The following is a 22,135-nucleotide window of genomic DNA, read 5'->3' on the forward strand; positions in this document are numbered from 1 at the left end:
GGGGAGAAGTCAATGAAACAGATCAGCAGTATCAATCCGTTTTCTGGTGAGACGCTGGATACTTATGAGGCTTTCGATCTCACTGCACTGGACTCAACTCTGGCTGCGGCGGATCAGGCGCAGAAAATGTGGCAGACCACTGAGCTGTCGACTCGTGCCTCAGTGTTGCGATCCCTTGCGAAACAGCTCAAGGCGCAGCGCGACACACTTGCGCGCACAGCTACGCTGGAAATGGGCAAGACACTGGCAAGCGCCAGGGCTGAGGTAGATAAATGTGCCTGGGCCTGTGAATATTATGCTGATAATGGTCCCGCCATGCTGCAGTCTGAAACCGTTCCCAGTGACGACGATGCCGAACGCATTATCTGTTACCAGCCATTGGGACTGGTGCTGGCCATCATGCCCTGGAACTTTCCGTACTGGCAGGTGTTCCGGTTTCTGGCGCCGGCATTGATGGCAGGTAACGGTGCCATTCTCAAACATGCCTCCAATGTGCCGGGCTGTGCCATGGCAATTGAAGCAATCTGCCGGGATGCCAATGTGCCGGAGAATCTGTTCCGTTCATTGCTGGTCTCCAGCAAAGATGCCGACCGCCTGATCGAACATCCGCTGATCAAGGCGGTGACTTTCACTGGCAGCACCAATGCGGGTCGAAAAATAGCCTCGACTGCGGGCAAATGTCTCAAGAAGACGGTTCTGGAACTGGGTGGCAGCGACCCCTATCTGGTGCTTGATGATGCCGATATTGATCTGGCCGTGGAAAAGTGTGTCACCAGCCGCTTGTTGAACAACGGGCAGAGCTGTATCGCCGCCAAACGGTTTATTGTTCATGACAGCCTGTATGGTGAGTTTGCATCGGCAATGGCGGCGGCCATGAACAAAAAGCGTGTTGGTGATCCCTTGCTGGAAGACACGGATATCGGGCCGCAGGCCAAGCAGGATCTCTGTGATGAGTTGACCAGACAGGTGAACGAAACAATACGACTGGGCGCGGTACTGGTCTCAGGTGGACAGTCCGAGGGCGCCACCTACTGGCCAACAGTGCTCGGTGAAGTACGACCGGGTATGCCGGCGTTTGATGAGGAGCTGTTCGGCCCCGTGGCAGCACTGATACGGGCCCGCGATGAAAACGAGGCCATCTCCCTTGCCAATCAGTCTGCATTTGGTCTGGGCTCTGCCGTGTTTACCCGTGACGCCGCCCGAGGGCGCCGTGTTGCGCTGGCTCTGGAAGCGGGCGCCTGCGCTGTCAATGACTTCGTAAAATCCGAGCCAGCCATGCCATTTGGTGGTATAAAGGCGTCCGGGTACGGGCGCGAGCTGGGTCCGTTTGGCATTCGAGAGTTCACCAACATCAAGGCCATGCTGCTACGATGACATTGTCTGAATATCAGGCGCAGGTTAAACGGCTGTCAGATCAACTGATAGAGCTGCAAAAACCTATCCGCATTCTGGATGCCATCAAGTGGTCATCGTCGCTGGAAAAAACATTCCTGGCCGCAAATGGTACTGAAATGCCCCGTCTGGATCCGGACCACTATCAACGGATTGATCTGGGGTTCTCACCCGAACTGCTTCGCGACCGGTTTCTTGAGCTGCGCCGCGAAGTTCGTCGCAAACTGGGTCGCCGTGATGGACTTGGCAGTATCCTGTGTGACACCGTTGATCAGTACCTGCTGGTAATCGAGTTGCTGCGCCATCGTGGCACTGTCGACTTCGGGCGCTACAGTCGTGAGCTTTATGGCTCTGCCAGGGACCACCTGCGAGGTGACCGGAAATCCTTGCGCCAGCTTGGCGAGAAACTCTGCGATATTTTTTCCCTGCCGGCAGCCGAGCACTTGACCCGTCCTTACGACAAAGATATCGGCGCGCCCGAAGCGGTCGAGATCCTGCAGCAGCGGCTGGGCAGTTACTTCCAGCCGGGCGATATCCGCGTCATTCTCAGTGACGGCATCGTGTCCGATGCCGCAGCGGGTGGTGATTACATCAAGGTTAATCAGGATGCCAGCTTCACCGATATTGACCTGCAGGTTCTCGAGGTCCACGAGGGTTGGGTGCATGTCGGTACCACGCTCAATGGTCGCAGGCAGCCCTGGGCGAGCTGGCTCAGTGTCGGGTCGCCGCGCGTAACTGCCTGCCAGGAAGGCCTGGCTGTGCTCATGGAGACGCTGACATTCAGTTCCTATCCACGCCGTGCACTAAAAGTCAGTGATCGCGTGGTTGCAGTCGATATGGCTGAGCAAGGTGCTGATTTTATTGAGGTATATCGCTATTTCTGCGAGCGTGGACTTAAGCCTGCGGATAGCTATAAAATCACGCAGCGCGTGTTCAGGGGCGGTATGCTGCGCGGTGGTTCGGTGTTCACCAAAGACCTTTCCTACCTGAAAGGTTTTGTGGAAAACGTGAACTTCATACGCAGCAGCATTCACTCCGGTGTGCCGGAGATACTGCCAATGCTGTTCGTGGGCAAAGTAACACTGGATGATATTCCAATTTTGTATCAGCACTATCTTGAAGGAACCATTGCCGGCCCCCATTATATTCCTGAGATGTTCAGGGACCTGAATGGATTGTATGTGTGGTTTGGATTTGCCAGTGGCATCTCGGTAATCAACATGGCGCGAGTACAGAAGCATTTCCACAATCTGTTTAGTGGGATGCCAAAGGTAGCGCCGCTCTATGACAAGGTTATTGACTCTGCAGTTGACTGAGGATTGAGTATATGAAGCGTATTGCGCTGTTTTTGCTGACCAACCTGGCCATCGTGTTGGTGCTGAGTATTGTGCTGCGTCTGTTGGGCGTGGAGCGGATCCTGGATGAGAGCGGCAGCGATCTGGATCTGAACGCCTTGTTGATTTTCTCCGCCGTCATCGGTTTTGGCGGTTCCTTTATTTCACTGGCAATGTCCAAATGGGTCGCCAAGCGCTCGACCAACGCACAGGTTATCACCCAGGCGCGCAATGCTACTGAGCAGTGGTTGCTGGACACCGTTGCCAGTCAGGCTAAACGCGCTGGCATCGCCATGCCTGAAGTTGCCATTTTCCCATCTCCTGAAGTCAATGCCTTCGCAACCGGCGCGAGCAAGAACAGCTCGCTGGTCGCGGTCAGTGCGGGGCTTCTGAACACCATGACCAAACAGGAAGCCGAAGCCGTGCTGGCGCATGAAGTCAGTCACGTGGCCAACGGTGATATGGTGACGCTTACCCTGATTCAGGGCATCGTCAACACATTCGTCATCTTCTTCTCACGTGTTATCGGTCACTTTGTTGACCGTGTGGTATTCAAGACGGAACAGGGCCACGGTCCGGCGTTCTGGGTCACGTCCATCATCGCGCAGCTGGTGCTGGGTATTCTGGCCTCGGTTATCGTGATGTGGTTCAGCCGTCAGCGTGAATACCGGGCTGATGCTGGCGGTGCAGCTCTCGCCGGCCGACAGAACATGATCGCCGCGCTGGAGCGCCTGAAAGCCGGGCAGCCGACGCATCTGCCGGATGAGCTGGTTGCCTTCGGTATCAATAACAAGGCGCGTGATGTCTACACCAAACTCTTCATGAGCCACCCGCCGCTGGCTGACCGCATCGCCCGTCTGCGCGAAGGCCGGTAAGCTTCGTTTTAAGGTCGGGACGGGAAGCGGCGGGACGCTGTGAACCGGCCATCTTCCTTCCCCGCCCACCCGGCGGGGGGGAACTCGACCTCGCGGCGCCGCCGCTCGGGACTCGGACAGTCCCGCCCGCTATTCGGGTGTGCGGGAAAGAAAGAATACATGGCCTGATTGGTTCCCATCGCTCCCGCCGCTCCCCGTCCCTAGTGCCATCGTCCGAGTTCCCTCGATCCGTTTCCCGCCAGGCCCTGAACCTCGATTAGTTGCTTGTGCCGCGTCAATGCTACATCGGTTTAATCACGTAAGGCTCAGGCTCAGGCTCAGGCGTCGACGTTGGTACTAGGGCAGGGTAGCGGGTGGCAGCATCTCGCCCAATCAGGCGGGTTTTTGCTCCTGCAAAACCCGCATTCCCGCCATCCATGGCGGTTGTCGCGTTTATCCTTTTGCCGCTCACCCGATCAGTGGGCGGGTCATTGCTCAAATTCTTATGCCAGACATTGTCAGTCAAAAGTTGTTGATTGACGCGGCACAGGGCCCCAATCGAGGCGCCGGGGATAAGGTGGCAAGGAGCGACGAAAACTTGAGGAGGACTGCCACCTTAGTTCCGGCGCCGGAAGCGATGAAGATAGCGCGTGTAGCGAGGTGAAACATATAGCGACGGGAGGCGTGGAGATCAGCCTCCCGGAGTGGGGTGCGATGGCGGTAGCTCGTCTTAGTCGTCGAGCTCGTCCGCGTCGTAATAATCGTCAGCAGCGCGACTGAAGTCGTCCTTCATCAGGCGCTCGTCGTCTTCGTCCTCGATGTCATCAAACTGCATATCACCGTACATGCGCTTCCAGTCGAGGCGCTCTTCAGTACGGCGGCGCAGCTCTGTCAGACGGCGACGCTGCATGTGCTTGTCCATAGGTTCTTCTTCGAACTCGGCTTCAGGTACAAAGCTGCCAGAATCGAAGTAGTCTTTTGAACTATCGTTTAATTCGTCCCAGGGATGGCTCTTCATAAGAATACTCTCTCTAAAACTCCGTCCTAACGGAATCAACACGAGAATCATGGCATGCTCTGTTAAGCAGATTATGCCAACCACCAGCACTCTGAAGGCTTTGGACGCTTCAGCATGCGTGAGGGCCGGTTTGGCCGGCGCTCACGATGCGAATTATGGGTATAAAAGTGAAATATGCAATAGGTTGGAAAACTTTTTTTACGCGAGGCCAAGTCGCTTGATTGCCTGCTCCCTCAGAAGCTTTTTGGCGATCTTGCCAGTGGCTATTCTTTCCAGCTGTTTGGTTTGCACAGCGATGTGACTCGGGACTTTGTAGTGGGCTATGTTTTCGCGCAGGAAAACCTGCAATGTGGCCTCGTCCAGGCCAGATCCGGGCTGGACCATGACGCTGGCGCCAACGATTTCACCCAGTCTTTCGTCAGGCAGGCCATAGACCGCCGCTTCGCAGACATCGGGGTGGTCACACAGCGCGTACTCGACCTCGGCGCATGCCACGTTTTCGCCGCCGCGGATGACGATGTCCTTGGCGCGATCCTTGATGACCAGGAAGCCATGTTCATCCAACAGACCGATATCGCCAGTGTGGAACCAGCCATTTTTGATGGCTTTGGCCGTCTCCTCTGGACGATTCCAGTAGGCTTTCATGATCGTGGCGCCCTTGATACAGATTTCGCCAATCTGTCCGTTTGGCAACACATTGCCTCGTTCATCCTCAATGCGGATTTCTGTAACAGGCTGAGTAGGGCGGCCAGTACTTTCTGGCTTGGCCAGATAGAATGCCCCGGTGATTGTGGCGCCGATGGCATTGGTTTCGGTCAGACCGTAACCCAGCCCTGGCTGTACCACTTCGTCGAATTTCTGTTTCATCAGCGTCAGGTGCCCTGGTGGGCGCGCTGCTCCGCCACTTTGCACGATTCGCAGGCTGCGCAGATCGGTTTTGTCGAACATTGGGGAGTTCATCACTTCCCATGTCATGGTGGGCACGCCGTGCAATACGGACAGACGTTCTTGTTCGATAAGCTCCAGGGCCTTTTCGGCGTTCCACTTATACATCATGACGAATTTACGAAGCATGATGAAGCTGACCAGAAACTGCGCGTGACTGCCGGTGACGTGAAACAGCGGCACATTTGACAGTATGCCGGGATCAAACTCCGGATCCTCTTCTACCAGCTCAGGGCGCAGCGTGTCATTGGCCTCTTTGCCAAATATCCAGCTATAGAGGGCGTTGACGATATTGCGGTGGGTAGACAGAACGCCTTTGGGATTGCCGGTAGAACCAGAGGTGTACATGATGGAGGCGTCGTCCTCTGGCAGCACCTCAATGGCGTCCAGATCGACCTGCTCTCCGGTAAGACCTTCGGCGACAAGATCATGAAACTCCGGGAATCGTGGATCCGGCTTGCTGGGCTTGATGGCGATCACTTCAACATCAACCTGGTCGATCACAGGCAGCAGCTGGTCTATGCGCTCCTGGTCTGCAAACAATACACGTGTGCCACTGTCCTTGATGCCATAAACCAGCTCATTGCTCTGCCACCAGGAGTTCATTGGCACAACGATGGCACCGATCATGGTGATGGCCATGTAGGCAAGACACCATTCCGGGTAATTGCGCGAGCAGACAGCCACCCGGTCACCCTTTTTGATGCCATATCTCCTGAGCAACACCTGGCTCATGGCCTCCGCGGTGTGCAGTGACTGCGCAAAGGTAAAACGCTCGTCTTCGTAAACAAGAAAGTCTTTGTCGGCAGCTTCCAGGCCAAGCTTGTAGACGCCCCGAAGATTGTCCGGGACCTTTGCGAATACGTTTAATTCGATGCCGTTGATGACTTTGGTGGTAGTTGCCAGATCTGACTCTGGCGATTTTAAAGCAATAACGATGTCCCTGAGTTTTTCCAGGTCCTGCTGAACTTGTTGTGCTGTTAACATGATGCGTTGTCTTATTCTGTAGTCAAATGTTGCCGCAGCGCGGATGGGTGTCTGCTGCGGCTTTATTCCTTGCGAATTTCAAAGGTAACCTTGCCCATGACGCGCCGGTCTCTGAACACATTAAAGGCAGCAACGTAGTCTTCGAAGGCAAATGATTCGGTCACTATGGGTTTGATTTTGCCGGACCGGTACATGTCCAGCAGTTCCTGGAAATTCCGTTCGTATTCTTCTGGTTCCTCTTTGCGGAAACGTCCCAGGAATACACCCACCATGGAACTGCCCTTCAGCAGTGCCAGGTTGGCCGGATAAGAGGGGATGCGGCCACTGGTAAATCCGACCACCAGCAGACGTCCGTTCCAGTTGATGCAGCGGGTGGACTGATCAAAAAGATCGCCGCCGACCGGGTCATAGATCACATCCGCGCCCTTGCCGTCGGTCATGGCTTTGACCTTTTCCTTGAGCTCTCCGTCGCCATAGTTGAGCAGCTCGTCAGGGTCAGCCTGTTTAACAAACTCAAGCTTTTCGTCGCTACTGGCCGCAGCAATGACTCGCGCGCCCATGATTTTGCCAAGTTCCACCGCTGCCATGCCAACGCCGCCACTGGCGCCGAGTACCAGCAGTGTCTCGCCGGGTTTGATCTGGGCACGCTGTTTCAGGGCGTGGTAGGACGTGGTATAGACCATGGCGAAACCCGCGGCGGTCTTGAAGTCCATATTGTCAGGAATCTTGCGCAGGCCAGCGGCTGCGCAGCGTACCTGCTCTGCCATGCCACCGATGGAAGGTGTGGCCATCACGCGATCGCCGACCTTGAAGCCGTCCATGTTTGGACCGAGCTTGCTGATGATGCCACCTACTTCGGAACCGGGTGAAAATGGCATAGGTGGCTGAAACTGGTACTTGCCCTGAATCTGCAGGGTGTCCGGAAAGTTCAGTGACGCTGCATATACATCAACGATGGCTTCTCCGGCCTCCGGCTCCAGGTCCGGTACATCCTCGATCACCAGATTCTCCGGCGGCCCGTAGGATTTGCAGAGTAGTGCTTTCATGTCGTTCCCCCTTTGGAAGCATCTTCTGACAAAGGCACAGATTCAACCATGTTTGCCCGCACGGCACAATATTGCTTTGGCGCAAAAGCGCTGCAGTCCCTATAATAGTGGGATGGGAGAATCAAACGTATATGCAGGTACGCCAGGCTCAGCCAGCCGCGAAATGTGGCGGCGCGAGCTGCTGGCCGAAATGGGTGTCGTCGCCCTTTACCAGACACGCACGCTGCCTGGTGCCGGGCCATCCCCGGTTTTCGACTTTTCGGCAATACAGGCAGGTGCCGCTGATTCGGTTCAGGCTCGCGCCTCAATCGTGGCAGGCGAGAGTCGTGCTGTGCAAGCTGCTGAAGCAGTGCCTGCACGGTTGGAACAGAAAACACCAAAAGGTAACCCGCAAGCCGAGCTGGAAGCCGCAAGGCAGGCCTTGCAGGCATCTGTGACTGCACCGCAGCCGGAGCCTGGCAAGAACGTTTCAGAAGATTTATCCAGGCAAGTCATGCCGCAGGCACCCGCTGTTCCAGAGCCTGAATCGAATCAGGATGATCAGCCACAGGGCAGCGAGTTATCCGTGCAGCCTTTTGCTTTTACCTGGTTTGGGCTCGACACACAGCTGGCGGTTCTGGCTGTGCAGCCGTCGCAGCAGCAACAGCTGTCGGCTGTCTCACGGGAGATGCTGCAGAGAATTATTGCTGCGCTCAATCCAAGATACAGGCAGATACAGCTCTCTGGTCAGGCTTTTCACTGGCCCTTGCCAGCCGACCTTGGAATTGGACCTGCGGATGATGAACAGGCGGCAGAGCAGGCCGTGCTCGGATTTATCGCGCGCCGTCTGCGTGATCGTCCTGCGCAAAACCTGTTGGTGCTGGGTGATGATGAACTGTTCTTCCTTAAATCCAGGTCTCATCCGGCTGATGCATCGGGCATGCAATCGGAACTGCGTCGCGAGGCGCAGTTTGGCCTGACCGTACTACAAACCCATTCTTTACAGTCTATGCAGACAGAGCCAGCACTTAAGCGCTCTGCGTGGAAGGCCATGCAGGCACTGATGCCGAGACTGGCCGCAGAGGCAAACGAGTAAATTCTGAAACCCATGTTTGATTTAGCCAGAGACCCCAGCCAGCCTGTTCTGCGCCGCATGAGGGCAAGCGACCTGGATCAGGTCGTGCACAATGAAAACATTTCCTATCCCAACCCCTGGAGCAAGCGTATTTTTCTTGATTGCCTGCGTGCCGGTTACCAGTGTTGGGTATACGCGACACGCGACAAAATTCTCGCGCATGGCGTTATGAGCGTAGCCATGGATGAGAGCCACTTACTGACGCTCTGTGTCCATCCTCAGGCTCGTCGACGCGCGTACGGCCGGAAGATGCTGACGCATTTGCTGGCCGAAGCAGACCGTCTGGGGGCAGATACCTGTTTTCTGGAAGTCAGGCCATCCAATCAGGCTGCACGCTCTCTTTATTATTCGATGGGTTTTGTTCAGGTCGGAGAAAGACGCCACTATTATCCGTCCGAGCCAGGCAGTGTTGAACGGGAAAATGCCCTGATTCTGTCGTGTCGGCTGGATTCACGCCTGCAAAAACAGAGTGAACAATGATGATTAAAGCCAAGTCCCGTCGATGGGCGCGGTCAGTGCTCAATGCCGCGTTGATCGTATTTTTTTACGGCTGTGCTGCCTCGGAACTGTACGCGCAGAATGGGCCCGAAAGCCTGCCGCAACTGAGTGAAAGTGAGGCAGAATGGGTGGCTGACCAGATATTTAACAATGAATGTGCCCGACGTATGGATTGCCTGACCAGCTGGAATTCAGGGGAGGATTTCCCGTCGCTTGGAATTGGCCACTTTATCTGGTACCGCGAGGGTCAGCAGGAGCGGTTTGTGGAGAGTTTCCCGCAGTTGCTGGCCTATTATGTCAGTCGCGGAGAACAGTTGCCGGCCTGGCTGGCCGGGCTGCCAGGGTGGGAATCGCCGTGGTCCGATCGTCAGACCTTTCTTGAAGCGAGGCAGGGGGCTCAGCTAAGTGAGCTGCGGGCATTTCTTTACAACACTCGGGCTACACAGACCGCTTTTATCATGCAGCGCATGGAGGAAAGCCTGCCGAAACTGATGCAGGCCAGTGATCGCCCGGAGGCGGTTCAGGATCTTTTTTATCGTATCGCCAATACCTCATCGCCATACGGTATGTACGCGCTCATTGATTATGTCAACTTCAAGGGTGAGGGCACAGCGCTGTCCGAACGCTACCAGGGTGAGGGCTGGGGCCTGTTGCAGGTCCTCGAGTTTATGTTGGACAATCCGCCGATCCTGGACGACGAAAGCGCGCTGCTTGAGCAGTTCGCGGCGGCGGCACGCGCGGTGCTGGCGCGCCGAATCGCAAACGCCCCGGCAGAACGCAATGAATCAAGATGGCGCGATGGCTGGAACAATCGCACGTTTACCTACGTGCCCTGAGGACGATGCTGTATGAGTTATGAACGACCCAATATCCGCGACATGCAAGGTTATGCCTTTGGCGAACAACCTGCTCAGCAGCGCGTAATCAAATTGAATACCAACGAAAACCCTTATCCGGCCACTGCAGCAGTTGCCAGTGCGCTGGCCGGACTTTCGGTGGATCAGCTGCGCCGCTATCCGCAGCCATTCGCCAATGGTTTCAGGGATGTGGCCGCTGCCAGTCATGGTCTCAGTCGCGACAACATCATTGCGACCAACGGTGGCGACGAGCTATTGAGGCTCGCCATCACCACTTTTGTTGATGTTGGCCAGACATTAGGCATGGCCGAGCCCAGTTACTCACTCTACCCCGTCCTGGCTGCAATACAGGGGTGCCAGGTGTGTCGTATCCCCCTGCTGGATGACTGGGCACTGCCGGACGATTTCGCCGATCAGTTAAATCGCGCCGACGTCAGGCTGGCGTTTGTAGTGAACCCTCACGCGCCAACCGGCACGTTGTTGCCTGTGTCGCGTCTGCGGGAGATAGCCCGTACCTTTCGCGGCGTGCTGGTGATTGATGAGGCCTATGTTGATTTTATCGAGCCTGATCAGGCCTATGATGCGGTGCCTCTGGTCAAAGAGTTTGACAATGTCCTGCTGCTGCGTACGATGAGCAAGGGCTATTCCCTGGCAGGTCTCCGATTTGCCTACGGTATCGGCTCGGCGGAATTGCTGGCACCAATGCTGTATAAAACACGCGACAGTTATAACACCGATGCATTCTCGCAAGTGCTGGCTGCTGCGGCGCTGGCGGCGAAGGACGAAGCGGCGGTCGGTTGGGCAAAGGTGCGCAGCGAGCGCCTGAGATTGGCTGAGAGGCTGCGTGAGCTGGGTTTTGATGTGTTGCCCAGTCAGAGCAACTTTTTGCTGGCGACAGTGCCACATGGCGCCTCGCAGCCAGGCGATGAGCTGGCCAGGACGCTGTACCTGGGACTCAAGGATCAAGGCATTCTGATCCGGTACTTCGATCAGCCCCGTCTGAGCGACAAGCTGCGAATAACGGTGGGCACGGTCGAGGAAAACGACACCCTGCTGTCCGCACTCAAACAGCTTTTGAAGTCACAATGAACGTTGTTGGAGCCTTATGGGCAAACGTAGAGTTTCCGTAAAGACCCGTGCCACGCTGGGCGGGCTCGCAATCGCGGTAGCCGCGCTCTATGCGCTGACGGTATCGTACGATATACCGCTGTCGGAACTGGCGAGCTTCCTGATAGGCAGTCTCGCGGTTGTGATAGGCACAATGCTGCTGGCCGTTCTGGTCGTCGCTGCCATCAAATTGATGGCCAGACTGATACGGAAAATCGGCGAACGGAAGGCCGATGACTGAAGCGAGACTTCTGCTGTTGTCCGTCAGGCAGCCAGCAGGGAAGTCAGCACGCGAAAGCTGGTAAAGTACCAGCGACCAGACTCGCGCTCCATGGTGATACGGATTTCTGCATTGCCGTACTCAAACTCAGCGTGAGTGACAAAACCTGCTGTCGCGGCACGACTGGTCTGCCAGATCGGGGGTATATCAACCTCCATCTGCACCTCGCCCATCTGGCGAAGTTCACCCAGGCGCCGCAAGGCATTGAAGACATTGGCCATAGATGCCTCCTGCATCGGTTCCGGGGTGGGCACTGCCGCATTGGCAAGCACGGGTGCCGGGTCCCAGTCAGACAGTGCGGCCTGCGTGACTTCCTGCATTAACTGAGAAGCCTGCTCAATAGCCTGCCCGCGGTCATAATTTTGCCACAGCGTGAGGGTTAAAACGACGACGAGCACGGCACTTGAAAGGATGAGTGCGATTCGTTTCATACGGGTGTCTCTTGGGCGGGTCTGCACGTGACTTCATTATAGGGCAAAAAAATCGAAGAAAAACATATAGAAATGCGATTGAATTGCAGTTGCTCATGAAAAAACGCGGTTTTATGCACATAGATGTCAGCGATGTCAATCTTCGACACAGTTTTTCTCAAAAAACCGCTTTTATCCTATAAAAAATACATAAGTAATTGATAAATAAAGATATCTTTATTGGTTAAAAAATAACCAATTTAAGCTAAGTCGCCATGATTCAAGCGTTTCAGGCGCTTATCCGTAAGTTATCAACTGACTTATCCACAGATTCTGTGGACAAGCTGCCGAGCTTCGGGGAGTGATGTGTGAACTGCATCAAAGTCGTGCATTGAAATGTTACCTAAGTGCCCACATATTAGCTGTGTCACAGTGTGCGACATCGGCGGTTTACGCTGGTGCTGACTCATTTCTAATGCTATCGTAAAGCAACATGATTATTGCAGGTCTTACTCATCATGGTTGAACTCTCCGGCAACATTCCATTCCTCTGGCGATTGAGTCCTGAATCCAGCGACGGATTCTGTATGGTTTCAATGGTGGTCCCTTTTGAACCAGACGACGAGGCTGAAGAGCGGCGTGACCTGACCATCGAAACCAGCGTGGTCAGCTTTTCGTCTGACAGTACCCGTGCGGAAAATGAAGAGACGCTTGAATGGAATCAGGACGACATGAACCTGTTCCTCAAACTGGTTACCTGCCAGCAGCAAGGTGAGCATGTGCCGGTTGCTGAGTCGGTGCGCGTGGATCTGACCGACCCAGAGATCATTGAGATCATACATGTGGTTGCTGCCGCCGGTTTTGGAACGGCTTACTCGTCGCATGGCATGCTGAACAACTCTATCGGCCGCTATCCGCCGCACGCCTGTGACATCGGCAGCTTCGCTGCGCTCAATACGCTGGACGGATTCAAGCGCTGTGTGGTTGTGGATATGGATGGGGAAGACGTTGTCTGTGTCCTGCTGGAAGAAGTCGATGTGGTGTCCATTGGAGAATACGACCGCCTGAGTCGCCATGATCTGCTAATGGTCAAAACCACTGACTTGCTACACCCCGACTTCGCCAGTGATCTGGTACGCCCACCGAGCGCAACGTTGCACTGATTGCGGTTATTGAACCCGTCCCAGTTACCATTCAACTTTTTTGACAGTGCCGAACCAGTTTCGGCACTTGTCAATTCCCTTGATTTGCTGATAACGTCCCAAGCTGCCGTTTTGCCTGAATAATTAGAAATCATCACACAGGTAAGGTGGCATGCCCGGGGGGGACGGATGAAACAGATTGGCCTGATATATCGTTCGGCGCTGTTGTCAGTGTCGCTGCTATTTGTGGCGTGTACGCCTGAAAATGGCGGCTATGTAGATAATGCGCCGCCCGCTGACCCGGGTCCGCCAGTTTATGGTGGGCAGTTGCGGGTTGCCCTGGAGGGCGAGACCAATAACTGGCTGCCTGGGCGCGGCAATCATGTGGCACCTGCCGCGTTAACCGTTGCCATGGCACTTTTTGACCCTCTGGTCCGCCTGGACCATGAAGGCCAGTTCCGGCCCTACCTGGCTGAGTCAGTCACACCCAACGAAAGCTACGATCAGTGGACCGTACGACTGCGTCCGGGAGTTGTCTTTCATGATGGCACACCGCTTGACGCCGACGCGATCAAGTGGAATTTTGATAACCTCCACAAACGTCAGGGCTCAGTAACCTTCGGTTCCATCCGGGACATCGACCGGGTGGAGGTTATTGATGAACTGACAGTCGTCTACCATTTAACGCAGACTGTGGTCCCGTTCCCTGATATGTTGACGCGCGCCGTTGGCTGGCCAGTCTCGCCAACCGCTGTTCAGCAGTACGGCGAGGAGGCTGGACTTTATCCGGTTGGTACTGGTCCCTTCAAACTGGTCAGCTGGCGGCGGGATGACCGTCTGGTACTGGAGCGCAATGAGCAGTATTGGCGGGAAGGGCTGCCGTATCTCGATGGGATCACCTTCAGGCCGCTGCCGGATGAAGATGCCCGTGTCGCCAGTCTGATTTCCGGCGACATGGATGCCATTCAGACCTTACGCCAGCACATTGTCGATAGACTCAGACGTATGTCTGACATTCACCTCTACGAACAGTTGGGCAACAGCAGTGGCAGCGCCATCTTCAATGCCCAGCGACCGCCGGTTGACGATTATCGTGTGCGTCAGGCGCTGGCATGGGCGGTCGATCCGGCCGCGCTGGTTGAGGTTCTGGGTGGACGGGGTATCTCCCCGGTGCAGACCCAGTACTTTAATGAGAACAGCGTCTGGTATTCCGACCGCGTTGCAGAAGCCTGGCCACAGCGCGACCAGCAGCGTGCCAGAGAGCTGGTACAGTCCTATGTCAATGACCCTGATCGTTCCGACGGGCTGCCGGTCGGGACCCCGATTTCCCTTGAGCTGATGTGCCTGCCAGAGCAAAGCCTGCAGGATCTGGCGCAGATGTATCAGGCACTCTGGAATGCGGTCGGTTTCGAGGTCAGATTGCGGCAGGTGGAACAGGCGACACAGATCCAGAGCGTCATCAGTGGCGACTACATGACCACGTGCTGGCGCACCAGTAATGAACAGGATCCCTATATCACGCTCAATAATGATTTTGGGCCGGTGGATATCCAGCCACTGAATTACACCAACTTTACGCACCCGCTGATCGAGGAGAAGCTGGCGATACTGCGAACCGAGCCTGAATTTGAAATTCGCAAGGCCGCCGTGGAAGACATCATGATGCTGCTGACCGAACAGGTGCCGAACACCTGGACTGGTTCAACGCCATCGGCTGTTGCGGCTCAGCCGCGCGTGCGCAATCTGCGTGACTGGACTTTTCCAGATGGAACGCTGGGCGATGGCATGCCGGTTGCTCAGGTCAGCTGGGCCCAGGTGTGGATGCTTGACGATGAAGCCTGGCAGGCCGAACAGGCCAGCCAGGAGGGTGGCGAATAATGCACCTGGTGCTGCGCAAGTTACCCTGGTTGATTGGTACCCTGTTGGCAGTGTCCTTTTTCACCTTTTTGCTGGTCAGTCTGCTGCCGGGAGATCCAGCAGTGATGATACTCGGGGCAGGGGGCGTTTCCCCGGAAGCGGTCGCTGCGTTGAGAGCCGAGCTGGGACTCGATCGTCCATTGCTTGTCCGTTATTTTGACTGGCTGGGTTCTGCGCTTACTGGTGACTTTGGACGCTCCCCGATGACCGGGCAGTCAGTCATGGATGCCATACTGAGCCGATTGCCGGTCACCATTCAGCTGGGAGTCATGGCGATAATCATTGCCCTGCTGCTGGCAGTGCCGCTGGCCATGCTCTCTGCTTACCACGCCGGAAGCCGCCTGGACCGGGTGATCAGCGGACTGGGCTTTGCACTGATGTCGATTCCCAGTTTCATGATGGCAATTTTCCTGATTCTTATCCTGGCTGTTTCAATGAACCTGTTCCCGGCCACCGGCTGGGTGCCATTCTCGGTGTCACCGACAGCCAATCTGCGTAGTGCCGCATTGCCAGCGCTGTCGCTGGCAATGATCGAACTGGCGCTGTACATGCGCCTGCTGCGAACCGACCTGATCAGCACATTGCAACAGGATTACATCACACTGGCCCGTGCCAAAGGTGTTCCCAACTGGCAGATAATGCTTCGCCACGCCCTGCGCCCATCATCTTTCTCACTGATGACCGTGGTGGGCCTGCAGCTGGGTGGTGTGATCAGTGGCGCTATTATCATTGAGGAGATATTTGCACTGCCCGGTGTCGGACGCTTGCTGTATCAGTCCATTCTGCAGCGTGATCTGCTGATGGTGCAGGGTATCGTCCTGTTTATTGCCACCGCCTACGTCGTTGTAAACTTCCTGGTTGATCTGAGTTATTCGCTTCTCGACCCAAGGGTGCGCCATGCCGATTGAGTCAGGTAATCGCCGCCGCACGCCTGCTGAACCACTGCCGGTCCGGCGCAAAACCAGCTATGGCTCGGCCGGCCGTGCCAGTCGTGCGCTGAGCTTTTCGGTCGCTGTACGTCAGGTGTTTGGCAGTGGCTTCGGTACAGGTTTCTGGCTGGCGGCTGGCTGGCTGTTGCTGGTGGCGGCATGCGCTCTGTTTGCGACGGTGCTGCCTGTGCGCGATCCGCTGGACCCTGTTATTGTCAATCGTCTGAATGCGCCATTTACAAGCAACTGGCTTGGCGCCGATGGCCTGGGTCGGGATATGCTTTCCAGACTGGTTCACGGTGCCAGGGTGTCGGTTGTCATTTCTTTAACGGCGGTCAGCATCGGTATGCTGATTGGTGGCAGTCTGGGGATCCTGGCTGGCTATTTCCGGGGTCGCTTCGAGCGCGCACTGATGGCAGTGCTTGATGTCATTCTGGCCTTCCCCTGGCTGGTGCTGCTGCTGGCGCTGGTGGCCTTCATCGGTCAGAGCCTGATGGCTATCTCCCTGGCGATCGGGCTTTTGTGGATCCCTGCCTACGCGCGTGTGGCGCGTGCCAACACCCTGTCTGTTGTGCAGCGTGAGTATGTGCTGGCGGCAAGAGCCATGGGGGCCAGTACCCTGCGCATTCTGCTGCGCGAAGTGCTGCCAAATGTCATTCTGCCAGTACTGGCATATGGCCTGGTTGCCATGGGTCTGGTGGTCATTGTTGAAAGTGCGCTGGCGTTTCTGGGTTTGAGTGTAGAGGCCCCGCAACCGACCTGGGGCGGCATGATTGCGGAAGGCAAGCGCCACCTGGCAATTGCACCGCATGTTGCGCTGGTGCCGTCGATAACCATGTTCCTGACGGTGCTGTCATTGAATTACGTGGGCGACAGGCTGCGCAGTCGCTTTGAGGTCAAGGAGTCAAACCTGTGACGGATTCACAACACCAAACACAGCAGGTGCCCTTGCTCAGGGTTGAGGAACTGACGGTTCGATTGCGCGGCGAAGCCGGAATTGTGCACGCCGTTTCCGATGTGTCCTTCCAGCTGCAGCGGGGTCAGACGCTGGGTATTGTTGGTGAGTCTGGCTCTGGCAAGAGTGTCATGGCAAGGGCGCTGATGGGACTGCTTCCACGCCGTGCCACGCATCTGATGGAAGGCAGTGTAAGTCTGGCTGTTGATGGCAGGGTCCTGGAGTTGCTTAAATTGTCGGAGCGCGAGTTTCGCACTCTTCGTGGTCCCCGGCTGGCGATGGTCTTTCAAGATCCAATGACGGCTCTGAACCCCGTCCTGACACTGGGAGTACAGATCGCCGAACCACTGCAACTGCATCTGGGACTGAACAAAGCTCAGGCCATGGCCAGGGCGCTGGAATTGCTGACGCAGGTTGGTATCCCAGACCCTGAAGGACGGTTGCGACAGTATCCTCATCAATTGTCGGGTGGCATGCGCCAGCGCGTGGTGATCGCGATTGCTCTTGCCTGCGATCCGCAGGTGTTGCTGGCTGATGAGCCAACCACGGCGCTGGATGTCACAGTGCAACGGCAGGTGCTGGATCTGCTGCTGGCTCTGCAGCGAGAGCGGCAGATGGGCATGGTATTGATTACCCACGATCTGGGTGTGGTTGCCAATCGCGCCGATCATATCGCCGTTATGTATGCCGGGCGTATTGTTGAATACGCACCGACCTCACGACTTTTCTCGTCCATGCGTCACCCCTATACGGAAGCGCTGTTCAAATCGGTGCCCAGACTCAGTGATCCCTCGCATACGCGTCTGCACGCCATTCCAGGACGACCGCCGCAATTGATTGACCCTGCGCCAGGTTGCGCCTTCGCCCCGCGTTGCCCCAATGCCCAGCAACGCTGTCGCCGCGAGACACCGGCACTGGCGCAGATCGGCGATCAACATCTGCATGCCTGCTTTTACCCGATCGGCAGCAAGGAGGTCGGTGCATGAGCGAGACGTCCAACCCCCAGCTTAGAGCACGAGACGATATCGTCCTGAAAGTTGAGCATCTTGTGGTCACATTCGATGTGGGGCGCGAGCTCGTACAGGCAGTTTCCGATGTCAGTTTTGATATCGCCCGTGGTGAGACCCTTGGGCTGGTGGGGGAGTCAGGCTGCGGCAAGTCGACAGTAGGACGCGCAATCATGCAACTGCCGCCACCGAAAGGCGGTAAAGTAATTTTCAAGGGCCAGGATATCACCCAGCTTGAGGGCGAGGCGTTGCGTAAGACGCGCACCGCCCTGCAAATGATTTTTCAGGACCCTATATCGTCTCTGAACCCGCGTCGGCGTGTGAAAGACATCATTGCCGAGGGGCTGCAGATCTGGGAGCGCCCGAACCAGCGCGCCAGAGTGGAAGAGGTCATGGAGGCTGTCGGGCTGGATCCCGAGACGGCCGCGGATCGACGCCCCCATCAGTTTTCTGGAGGCCAGTGCCAACGCATCTGTATCGCCCGCTCACTGGCGCTTGATCCGGATGTACTGATCTGCGACGAGCCGGTGTCGGCGCTGGATGTCAGTGTCCAGGCCCAGATACTCAACCTGCTCGAAGACATGAAGGCCCGCTACCAGCTGACCATGGTGTTTGTCGCCCACAACCTGGCAGTGGTGAAGCACATCAGCGACCGGGTCGCCGTCATGTATCTGGGCAAGTTGTGCGAAATTGGCAGTGTTGATGCGGTGTATCAGCATCCCTCGCACCCTTATACGCAGGCCCTGCTGGCCTCCATTCCTGAGCTGGAGACATCGCAGGAAGATGCCATTCCGCTGTTGCAGGGCGACATCCCGTCGCCGATGAATCCGCCCTCCGGCTGCCGGTTCAGAACACGCTGCCCCAAAGCTCAGGCAATCTGCGCGCAGCAGGAGCCTGCCATGCAGGCATCACCATCAGGTATCGGTGATCATTTCGTTGCCTGTCATTTTCCTGGCTGAATGATGTCCGTTGCTGGCCAGTCAGATCAGGGTACTGGTCCGCTTTCTGTCTGTTGCTGAAACAGCGAGGGGTCGATCAGTCGATAATCGGGCAGCATTACGTGCTCCGCTTCATCCTCGGTAACCAGGGATGAGGGCAGCTGGGCATCGGGACCTGCAGAAAACAGGAACTGGCCCTGCATCAGTTGCCGATCCGGATCAATCACGCCCCAGTCCACAATATAGTAGGCTGCTTCCGGCAAGGTCGGCAGCGGCCAAATGAAAACACGATTGGCTGCCGGGTCATAACGGAATTTGATGTCTATATTCTTGTAATCGGGCGTTTTTACCGTCAGTTTGACCAGTGTGACAAAGTCGCTGAAACGCAGTATCAGATCACTGGGGGCGCTCGCGAGCACAGCGTCGTGATCGGGAATGTGATCGATTTCCACATCGCCAGTATAACGATAGGTATGCGAAAAATGCTGGGCCGAGGCGGCGCCGGCTGTAGCCATAAGCAAAACGCCTAGAAGCAGCGCTGGAAGGGTGAATCGTGGAGGCATGGTCACTGTTGTTATTATCCTGTCACTGACGTAAATCGACTCTCGCTTTATACCATGTCAGCATTTTTTGGTGCAGGTCGGCACTGGCGGATTTTGCAGTAAATACAGCAGATTTCAAAAATCCGTCAGCTATTTTTCTGAATCAGCAAGACGGCCCGGTAAATTCGTGCTCCAATAAGCTGGTCGCAATAGCAACAACAATAAACAACCAAGGAGGTGTCCCGTGAGGATACTGCGTTCCCCCGGCAAGGGTTTCACCACCCGTCAGTCGCTGCGTCTGCTGGCCGCTGCCTGTTTTGCCACCTTACCGATCTCCCTCAGCCATGCTCAGTCCAATGATGAGCAAGTCACATTCCACAAGGACATCGCCCCTATTTTGCAGCGCAGCTGTCAAAACTGTCACCGTCCGGCGGGTGTTGCCCCCATGTCACTGGTGAGCTACGAAGAAGTGGTGCCATGGGCGGGCCTGATTGAATACCGCACCCAGCTGCGGGACCGCGCTGGTGCCATGCCGCCGTGGTATGCCGAGAAAGATGTCGGTATTCAGCACTACAAACAGGATCCGTCACTGAGTGACGAAGAACTGGCTAAGATTTCTGCCTGGGCGCGCGGTGGTGTACCGGAAGGTAATCCGGCGGATGCCCCGGAGCCCATCGATTTCGGCAGCGGTGCAACCTGGACGGCCGGCGAGCCTGATCTGATCATTCGCACCGAAGACATTTTTGTAGAAGGTGGGGCACCGGACTGGTGGGGTGATATCCCGTCCGTACCGACTGGCCTGACTGAAGACCGTTATGTCAAATCCGTTGAAATTCGCGAAATCAATAACGTTGATACCGCAGCTGCAGGCGGTACAGTGGGCGCACGTAACATTGTGCACCACATGATCTGGAGTACGCAGGTATTCAACGAAGACGGCAGTTCTGATGGCCGTCAGGTGTCCTGGCCGGTGCATGAAATTGCCCGTAACCCCGACATCTTCGACGAAGATTCAGGCCGCCTGCTGCGTGCCAATTCACACCTGGTTTCCAACTCGGTGCACCTGCACTCCACGGGTGTTGATACCACTGGCCATCTGGAAATCGGCTTCCGCTTCCACCCTGAGGGTTATGAGCCCAAGTATCCGCCCGCAATTCTGGGTCTGGGTAACGGTGTAGATATTTCAATCACCGGTAACCAGGATCAGCAGGAACTGCATGCCTATGCGGTGCTGAATCAGCCTACCAAGATCGTGACCTTCGAGCCGCACCTGCATGCGCCGGGCGAACGTATGTGCCTGGAAGCAATCTGGGGCTACACGGTGGAAACACTGTCATGCGTGGGTTACGACCACAACTGGGTGCGTGGTTACACCTTCGAGTCTGACGCTGCACCTCTGCTGCCGGAAGGCACAGTGCTGCACATTGTTGGTTACATGAACAACACTGATACCAACCCTAACGTGCCGGATTCACGTAACTGGCAGGGTTCCGGCAACCGCTCGGTGACCAATATGTTCATCGATCTGGGTATGCGGGTTGCGCTGACTGAGGATCAATTTTACGAAGAAATGACCAACCGTCGCCGCGAGCTGCAGCTTGGGCCAAATGACCACCAGATTGGTTGCCCGCTGTGTCTGGCACCACTGGTAGCACCGATTGAGCCAACTGAAGAAGAAAAAGCAGAGATGTCAGAAGCGATGATCAACTATCTGACGCTGACAGAAGAAGAAAAACAACGAATTGGCCTGACTGGCGATGCCATGATGGTCAGTCAGACGGAGGAAAACTGATGTTCGCACGTGCTTTAACAAAACGAGTGACGGCGGGTGCCGTGGCAGTGCTCGGTGTGGTGATGGTGCTGGCCACGCTGCCAGCCCAGGCTCAGACTTACTTCAGAGGCCAGCATATCGAGCCGGCCTTTGAAGGCTGGGAGCAAAACCCCGATGGCAGCTATAACTTCATCTTCGGTTATCACAATGAAAACTGGGAAGAAGAACTGGATATCCAGGTCGGAGAAAACAATTTCTTCTCGCCCGGTGAAGCCGACCGTGGTCAGCCCACGCACTTTCTGCCGCGTCGCAACCGCTTTACCTTCAAGGTGCACGTACCGGCTGACTGGGGTGACAAGGAGCTGACGTGGACCATTACTGCCAATGGCGAAACCCGCACAGCTTATGCCACGCTGGCTAAAGACTACGTGATCGACAGCGTAGTGATAGCCTCCGAAACCGGTTCTCTCGGTGCGGGTACCAGTACCCCGGAGTCGCGTGCCAATACGCCACCTGTGGTCAGTGTGATCGGTGATACTGTGCGCAATGTGCGTGTCGGCGAACCACTGTTGCTGCGTACCGAGGTGAAGGACGATGGTCTGCCTAAACAGGGCATTGCCGGCGCGAGTTTTTATGACCTCAGCACTCGTACCGCAACCAGCGAGATTCGCCGCTTCATGCGCGCACCTTCGCGCATCACCGTGGGTAAAGTGAACGGTCTTTACCTGTCATGGAACGTGTATCGGGGTGATGAAGAATCTGGCGACGGCAACGTCGAGTTCTACCCGCCGCAGGTTAAACCCTGGGAAGACACACGAGCCAGTGCCAATTCACCCTGGGGAGCCTACTGGACGCCGCCACCCTATCCGGAAGACGGTATCTATGAAACCTCAGTGACCTTTGACAAGCCCGGTCAGTATATTCTCTGGGCGCGTGCTGATGATGGTGGTCTCTACCATGATCAGTACATCACGGTGAACGTCAATCCCTGAGGTCTGACGTCCGCTGGGTCGAAGCCAGGCCTCCCGACGGGAGCCTGGCTTTTTTATTGCTGCGGCGGCATCGCAGGAGTGGACTTGCATAAATGAATAA

At 56.0% G+C, this 22,135-nt stretch carries 21 protein-coding genes; 16 read left to right on the forward strand and 5 right to left on the reverse strand.

Going from position 1 to position 22,135, the window contains the following annotated elements; translation table 11 throughout:
- The first annotated feature begins 12 nt into the window (after positions 1–12).
- From LVD14_RS07925 to htpX, 3 genes are read left to right on the forward strand one after another with little or no spacing between them, the layout of a single operon-like run.
- Complete coding sequence (locus LVD14_RS07925) at positions 13–1,374, forward strand: NAD-dependent succinate-semialdehyde dehydrogenase (RefSeq protein WP_237133547.1); 1,362 nt, start codon at positions 13–15, stop codon at positions 1,372–1,374.
- Positions 1,371–2,708 carry a flavohemoglobin expression-modulating QEGLA motif protein gene (locus tag LVD14_RS07930; protein WP_237133548.1) on the forward strand — a complete coding sequence of 446 codons (1,338 nt, stop codon included), beginning with the start codon at positions 1,371–1,373 and terminating at the stop codon, positions 2,706–2,708. Before LVD14_RS07925 ends, LVD14_RS07930 begins: the two co-directional genes overlap by 4 nt.
- 11 nt (positions 2,709–2,719) lie before the next feature.
- Positions 2,720–3,601 (forward strand): protease HtpX, encoded by an 882-nt coding sequence (gene htpX, locus LVD14_RS07935; RefSeq protein ID WP_237133549.1) that lies wholly within the window; start codon positions 2,720–2,722, stop codon positions 3,599–3,601.
- A 709-nt stretch (positions 3,602–4,310) separates the two neighbouring features.
- Here the strand turns inward: htpX and LVD14_RS07940 are convergent.
- The 3 genes from LVD14_RS07940 to LVD14_RS07950 form a co-directional block, all read right to left on the reverse strand.
- Positions 4,311–4,598: a hypothetical protein gene (locus tag LVD14_RS07940; RefSeq protein ID WP_237133550.1), complete on the reverse strand. Its 288-nt coding sequence runs from the start codon at positions 4,596–4,598 to the stop codon at positions 4,311–4,313.
- Positions 4,599–4,796: 198 nt separating this feature from the next.
- The gene (locus LVD14_RS07945; protein ID WP_237133551.1) at positions 4,797–6,530 is read right to left on the reverse strand and encodes a class I adenylate-forming enzyme family protein; all 1,734 of its coding nucleotides are present in this window, start codon (positions 6,528–6,530) and stop codon (positions 4,797–4,799) included.
- Between the two features lie 62 nt (positions 6,531–6,592).
- Complete coding sequence (locus LVD14_RS07950; protein ID WP_237133552.1) at positions 6,593–7,576, reverse strand: NADPH:quinone oxidoreductase family protein; 984 nt, start codon at positions 7,574–7,576, stop codon at positions 6,593–6,595.
- A 112-nt stretch (positions 7,577–7,688) separates the two neighbouring features.
- Here LVD14_RS07950 and LVD14_RS07955 point away from each other — a divergent pair, with 112 nt between their 5' ends.
- The 5 genes from LVD14_RS07955 to LVD14_RS07975 are packed head-to-tail and all read left to right on the forward strand — an operon-like array spanning position 7,689 to position 11,393.
- Positions 7,689–8,651: a hypothetical protein gene (locus LVD14_RS07955; protein ID WP_237133553.1), complete on the forward strand. Its 963-nt coding sequence runs from the start codon at positions 7,689–7,691 to the stop codon at positions 8,649–8,651.
- A gap of 12 nt (positions 8,652–8,663) precedes the next feature.
- Positions 8,664–9,170: a ribosomal protein S18-alanine N-acetyltransferase gene (rimI, locus tag LVD14_RS07960; RefSeq protein WP_237133554.1), complete on the forward strand. Its 507-nt coding sequence runs from the start codon at positions 8,664–8,666 to the stop codon at positions 9,168–9,170.
- The gene (locus LVD14_RS07965) at positions 9,167–10,024 is read left to right on the forward strand and encodes a hypothetical protein (protein WP_237133555.1); all 858 of its coding nucleotides are present in this window, start codon (positions 9,167–9,169) and stop codon (positions 10,022–10,024) included. Before rimI ends, LVD14_RS07965 begins: the two co-directional genes overlap by 4 nt.
- Positions 10,025–10,036: 12 nt before the next feature.
- Positions 10,037–11,134 carry a histidinol-phosphate transaminase gene (gene hisC / locus LVD14_RS07970; RefSeq protein WP_237133556.1) on the forward strand — a complete coding sequence of 366 codons (1,098 nt, stop codon included), beginning with the start codon at positions 10,037–10,039 and terminating at the stop codon, positions 11,132–11,134.
- A gap of 16 nt (positions 11,135–11,150) precedes the next feature.
- Positions 11,151–11,393, forward strand: a complete 243-nt coding sequence (locus LVD14_RS07975) for a hypothetical protein (protein ID WP_237133557.1) — start codon at positions 11,151–11,153, stop codon at positions 11,391–11,393.
- Positions 11,394–11,416: 23 nt separating this feature from the next.
- Here LVD14_RS07975 and LVD14_RS07980 read toward each other — a convergent pair whose 3' ends face one another.
- Positions 11,417–11,863, reverse strand: coding sequence for a hypothetical protein (locus LVD14_RS07980; RefSeq protein ID WP_237133558.1), 447 nt, complete (start codon positions 11,861–11,863; stop codon positions 11,417–11,419).
- 497 nt (positions 11,864–12,360) lie between these two features.
- On the opposite strand from LVD14_RS07980, the gene LVD14_RS07985 reads away from it, so the two are divergent.
- From LVD14_RS07985 to LVD14_RS08010, 6 genes are all read left to right on the forward strand, one after another.
- Positions 12,361–13,005: a hypothetical protein gene (locus LVD14_RS07985; protein WP_237133559.1), complete on the forward strand. Its 645-nt coding sequence runs from the start codon at positions 12,361–12,363 to the stop codon at positions 13,003–13,005.
- 168 nt (positions 13,006–13,173) lie between these two features.
- Positions 13,174–14,862 (forward strand): ABC transporter substrate-binding protein, encoded by a 1,689-nt coding sequence (locus LVD14_RS07990; RefSeq protein ID WP_237133560.1) that lies wholly within the window; start codon positions 13,174–13,176, stop codon positions 14,860–14,862.
- Positions 14,862–15,809, forward strand: coding sequence for an ABC transporter permease (locus LVD14_RS07995; RefSeq protein ID WP_272907262.1), 948 nt, complete (start codon positions 14,862–14,864; stop codon positions 15,807–15,809). Before LVD14_RS07990 ends, LVD14_RS07995 begins: the two co-directional genes overlap by 1 nt.
- Positions 15,799–16,746 carry an ABC transporter permease gene (locus LVD14_RS08000; RefSeq protein ID WP_237133561.1) on the forward strand — a complete coding sequence of 316 codons (948 nt, stop codon included), beginning with the start codon at positions 15,799–15,801 and terminating at the stop codon, positions 16,744–16,746. Before LVD14_RS07995 ends, LVD14_RS08000 begins: the two co-directional genes overlap by 11 nt.
- Positions 16,743–17,771: an ABC transporter ATP-binding protein gene (locus LVD14_RS08005; RefSeq protein WP_237133562.1), complete on the forward strand. Its 1,029-nt coding sequence runs from the start codon at positions 16,743–16,745 to the stop codon at positions 17,769–17,771. The genes LVD14_RS08000 and LVD14_RS08005 overlap by 4 nt, the downstream gene beginning before the upstream one ends.
- Positions 17,768–18,751: an ABC transporter ATP-binding protein gene (locus LVD14_RS08010; protein WP_237133563.1), complete on the forward strand. Its 984-nt coding sequence runs from the start codon at positions 17,768–17,770 to the stop codon at positions 18,749–18,751. The genes LVD14_RS08005 and LVD14_RS08010 overlap by 4 nt, the downstream gene beginning before the upstream one ends.
- 26 nt (positions 18,752–18,777) lie before the next feature.
- Here LVD14_RS08010 and LVD14_RS08015 read toward each other — a convergent pair whose 3' ends face one another.
- Complete coding sequence (locus LVD14_RS08015) at positions 18,778–19,245, reverse strand: copper resistance protein CopC (protein WP_237133564.1); 468 nt, start codon at positions 19,243–19,245, stop codon at positions 18,778–18,780.
- A gap of 271 nt (positions 19,246–19,516) precedes the next feature.
- Here LVD14_RS08015 and LVD14_RS08020 point away from each other — a divergent pair, with 271 nt between their 5' ends.
- Together LVD14_RS08020 and LVD14_RS08025 are read left to right on the forward strand one after the other, a co-directional pair.
- The gene (locus tag LVD14_RS08020) at positions 19,517–21,064 is read left to right on the forward strand and encodes a c-type cytochrome (RefSeq protein ID WP_237133565.1); all 1,548 of its coding nucleotides are present in this window, start codon (positions 19,517–19,519) and stop codon (positions 21,062–21,064) included.
- Positions 21,064–22,035 carry a hypothetical protein gene (locus LVD14_RS08025; protein ID WP_237133566.1) on the forward strand — a complete coding sequence of 324 codons (972 nt, stop codon included), beginning with the start codon at positions 21,064–21,066 and terminating at the stop codon, positions 22,033–22,035. Before LVD14_RS08020 ends, LVD14_RS08025 begins: the two co-directional genes overlap by 1 nt.
- The last annotated feature ends 100 nt before the right edge of the window (positions 22,036–22,135 follow it).

The sequence above is a fragment of the Pseudohongiella sp. O18 genome (assembly GCF_021729085.1).
In the GTDB taxonomy this organism is placed as follows: Bacteria; Pseudomonadota; Gammaproteobacteria; order Pseudomonadales; family Pseudohongiellaceae; genus Pseudohongiella.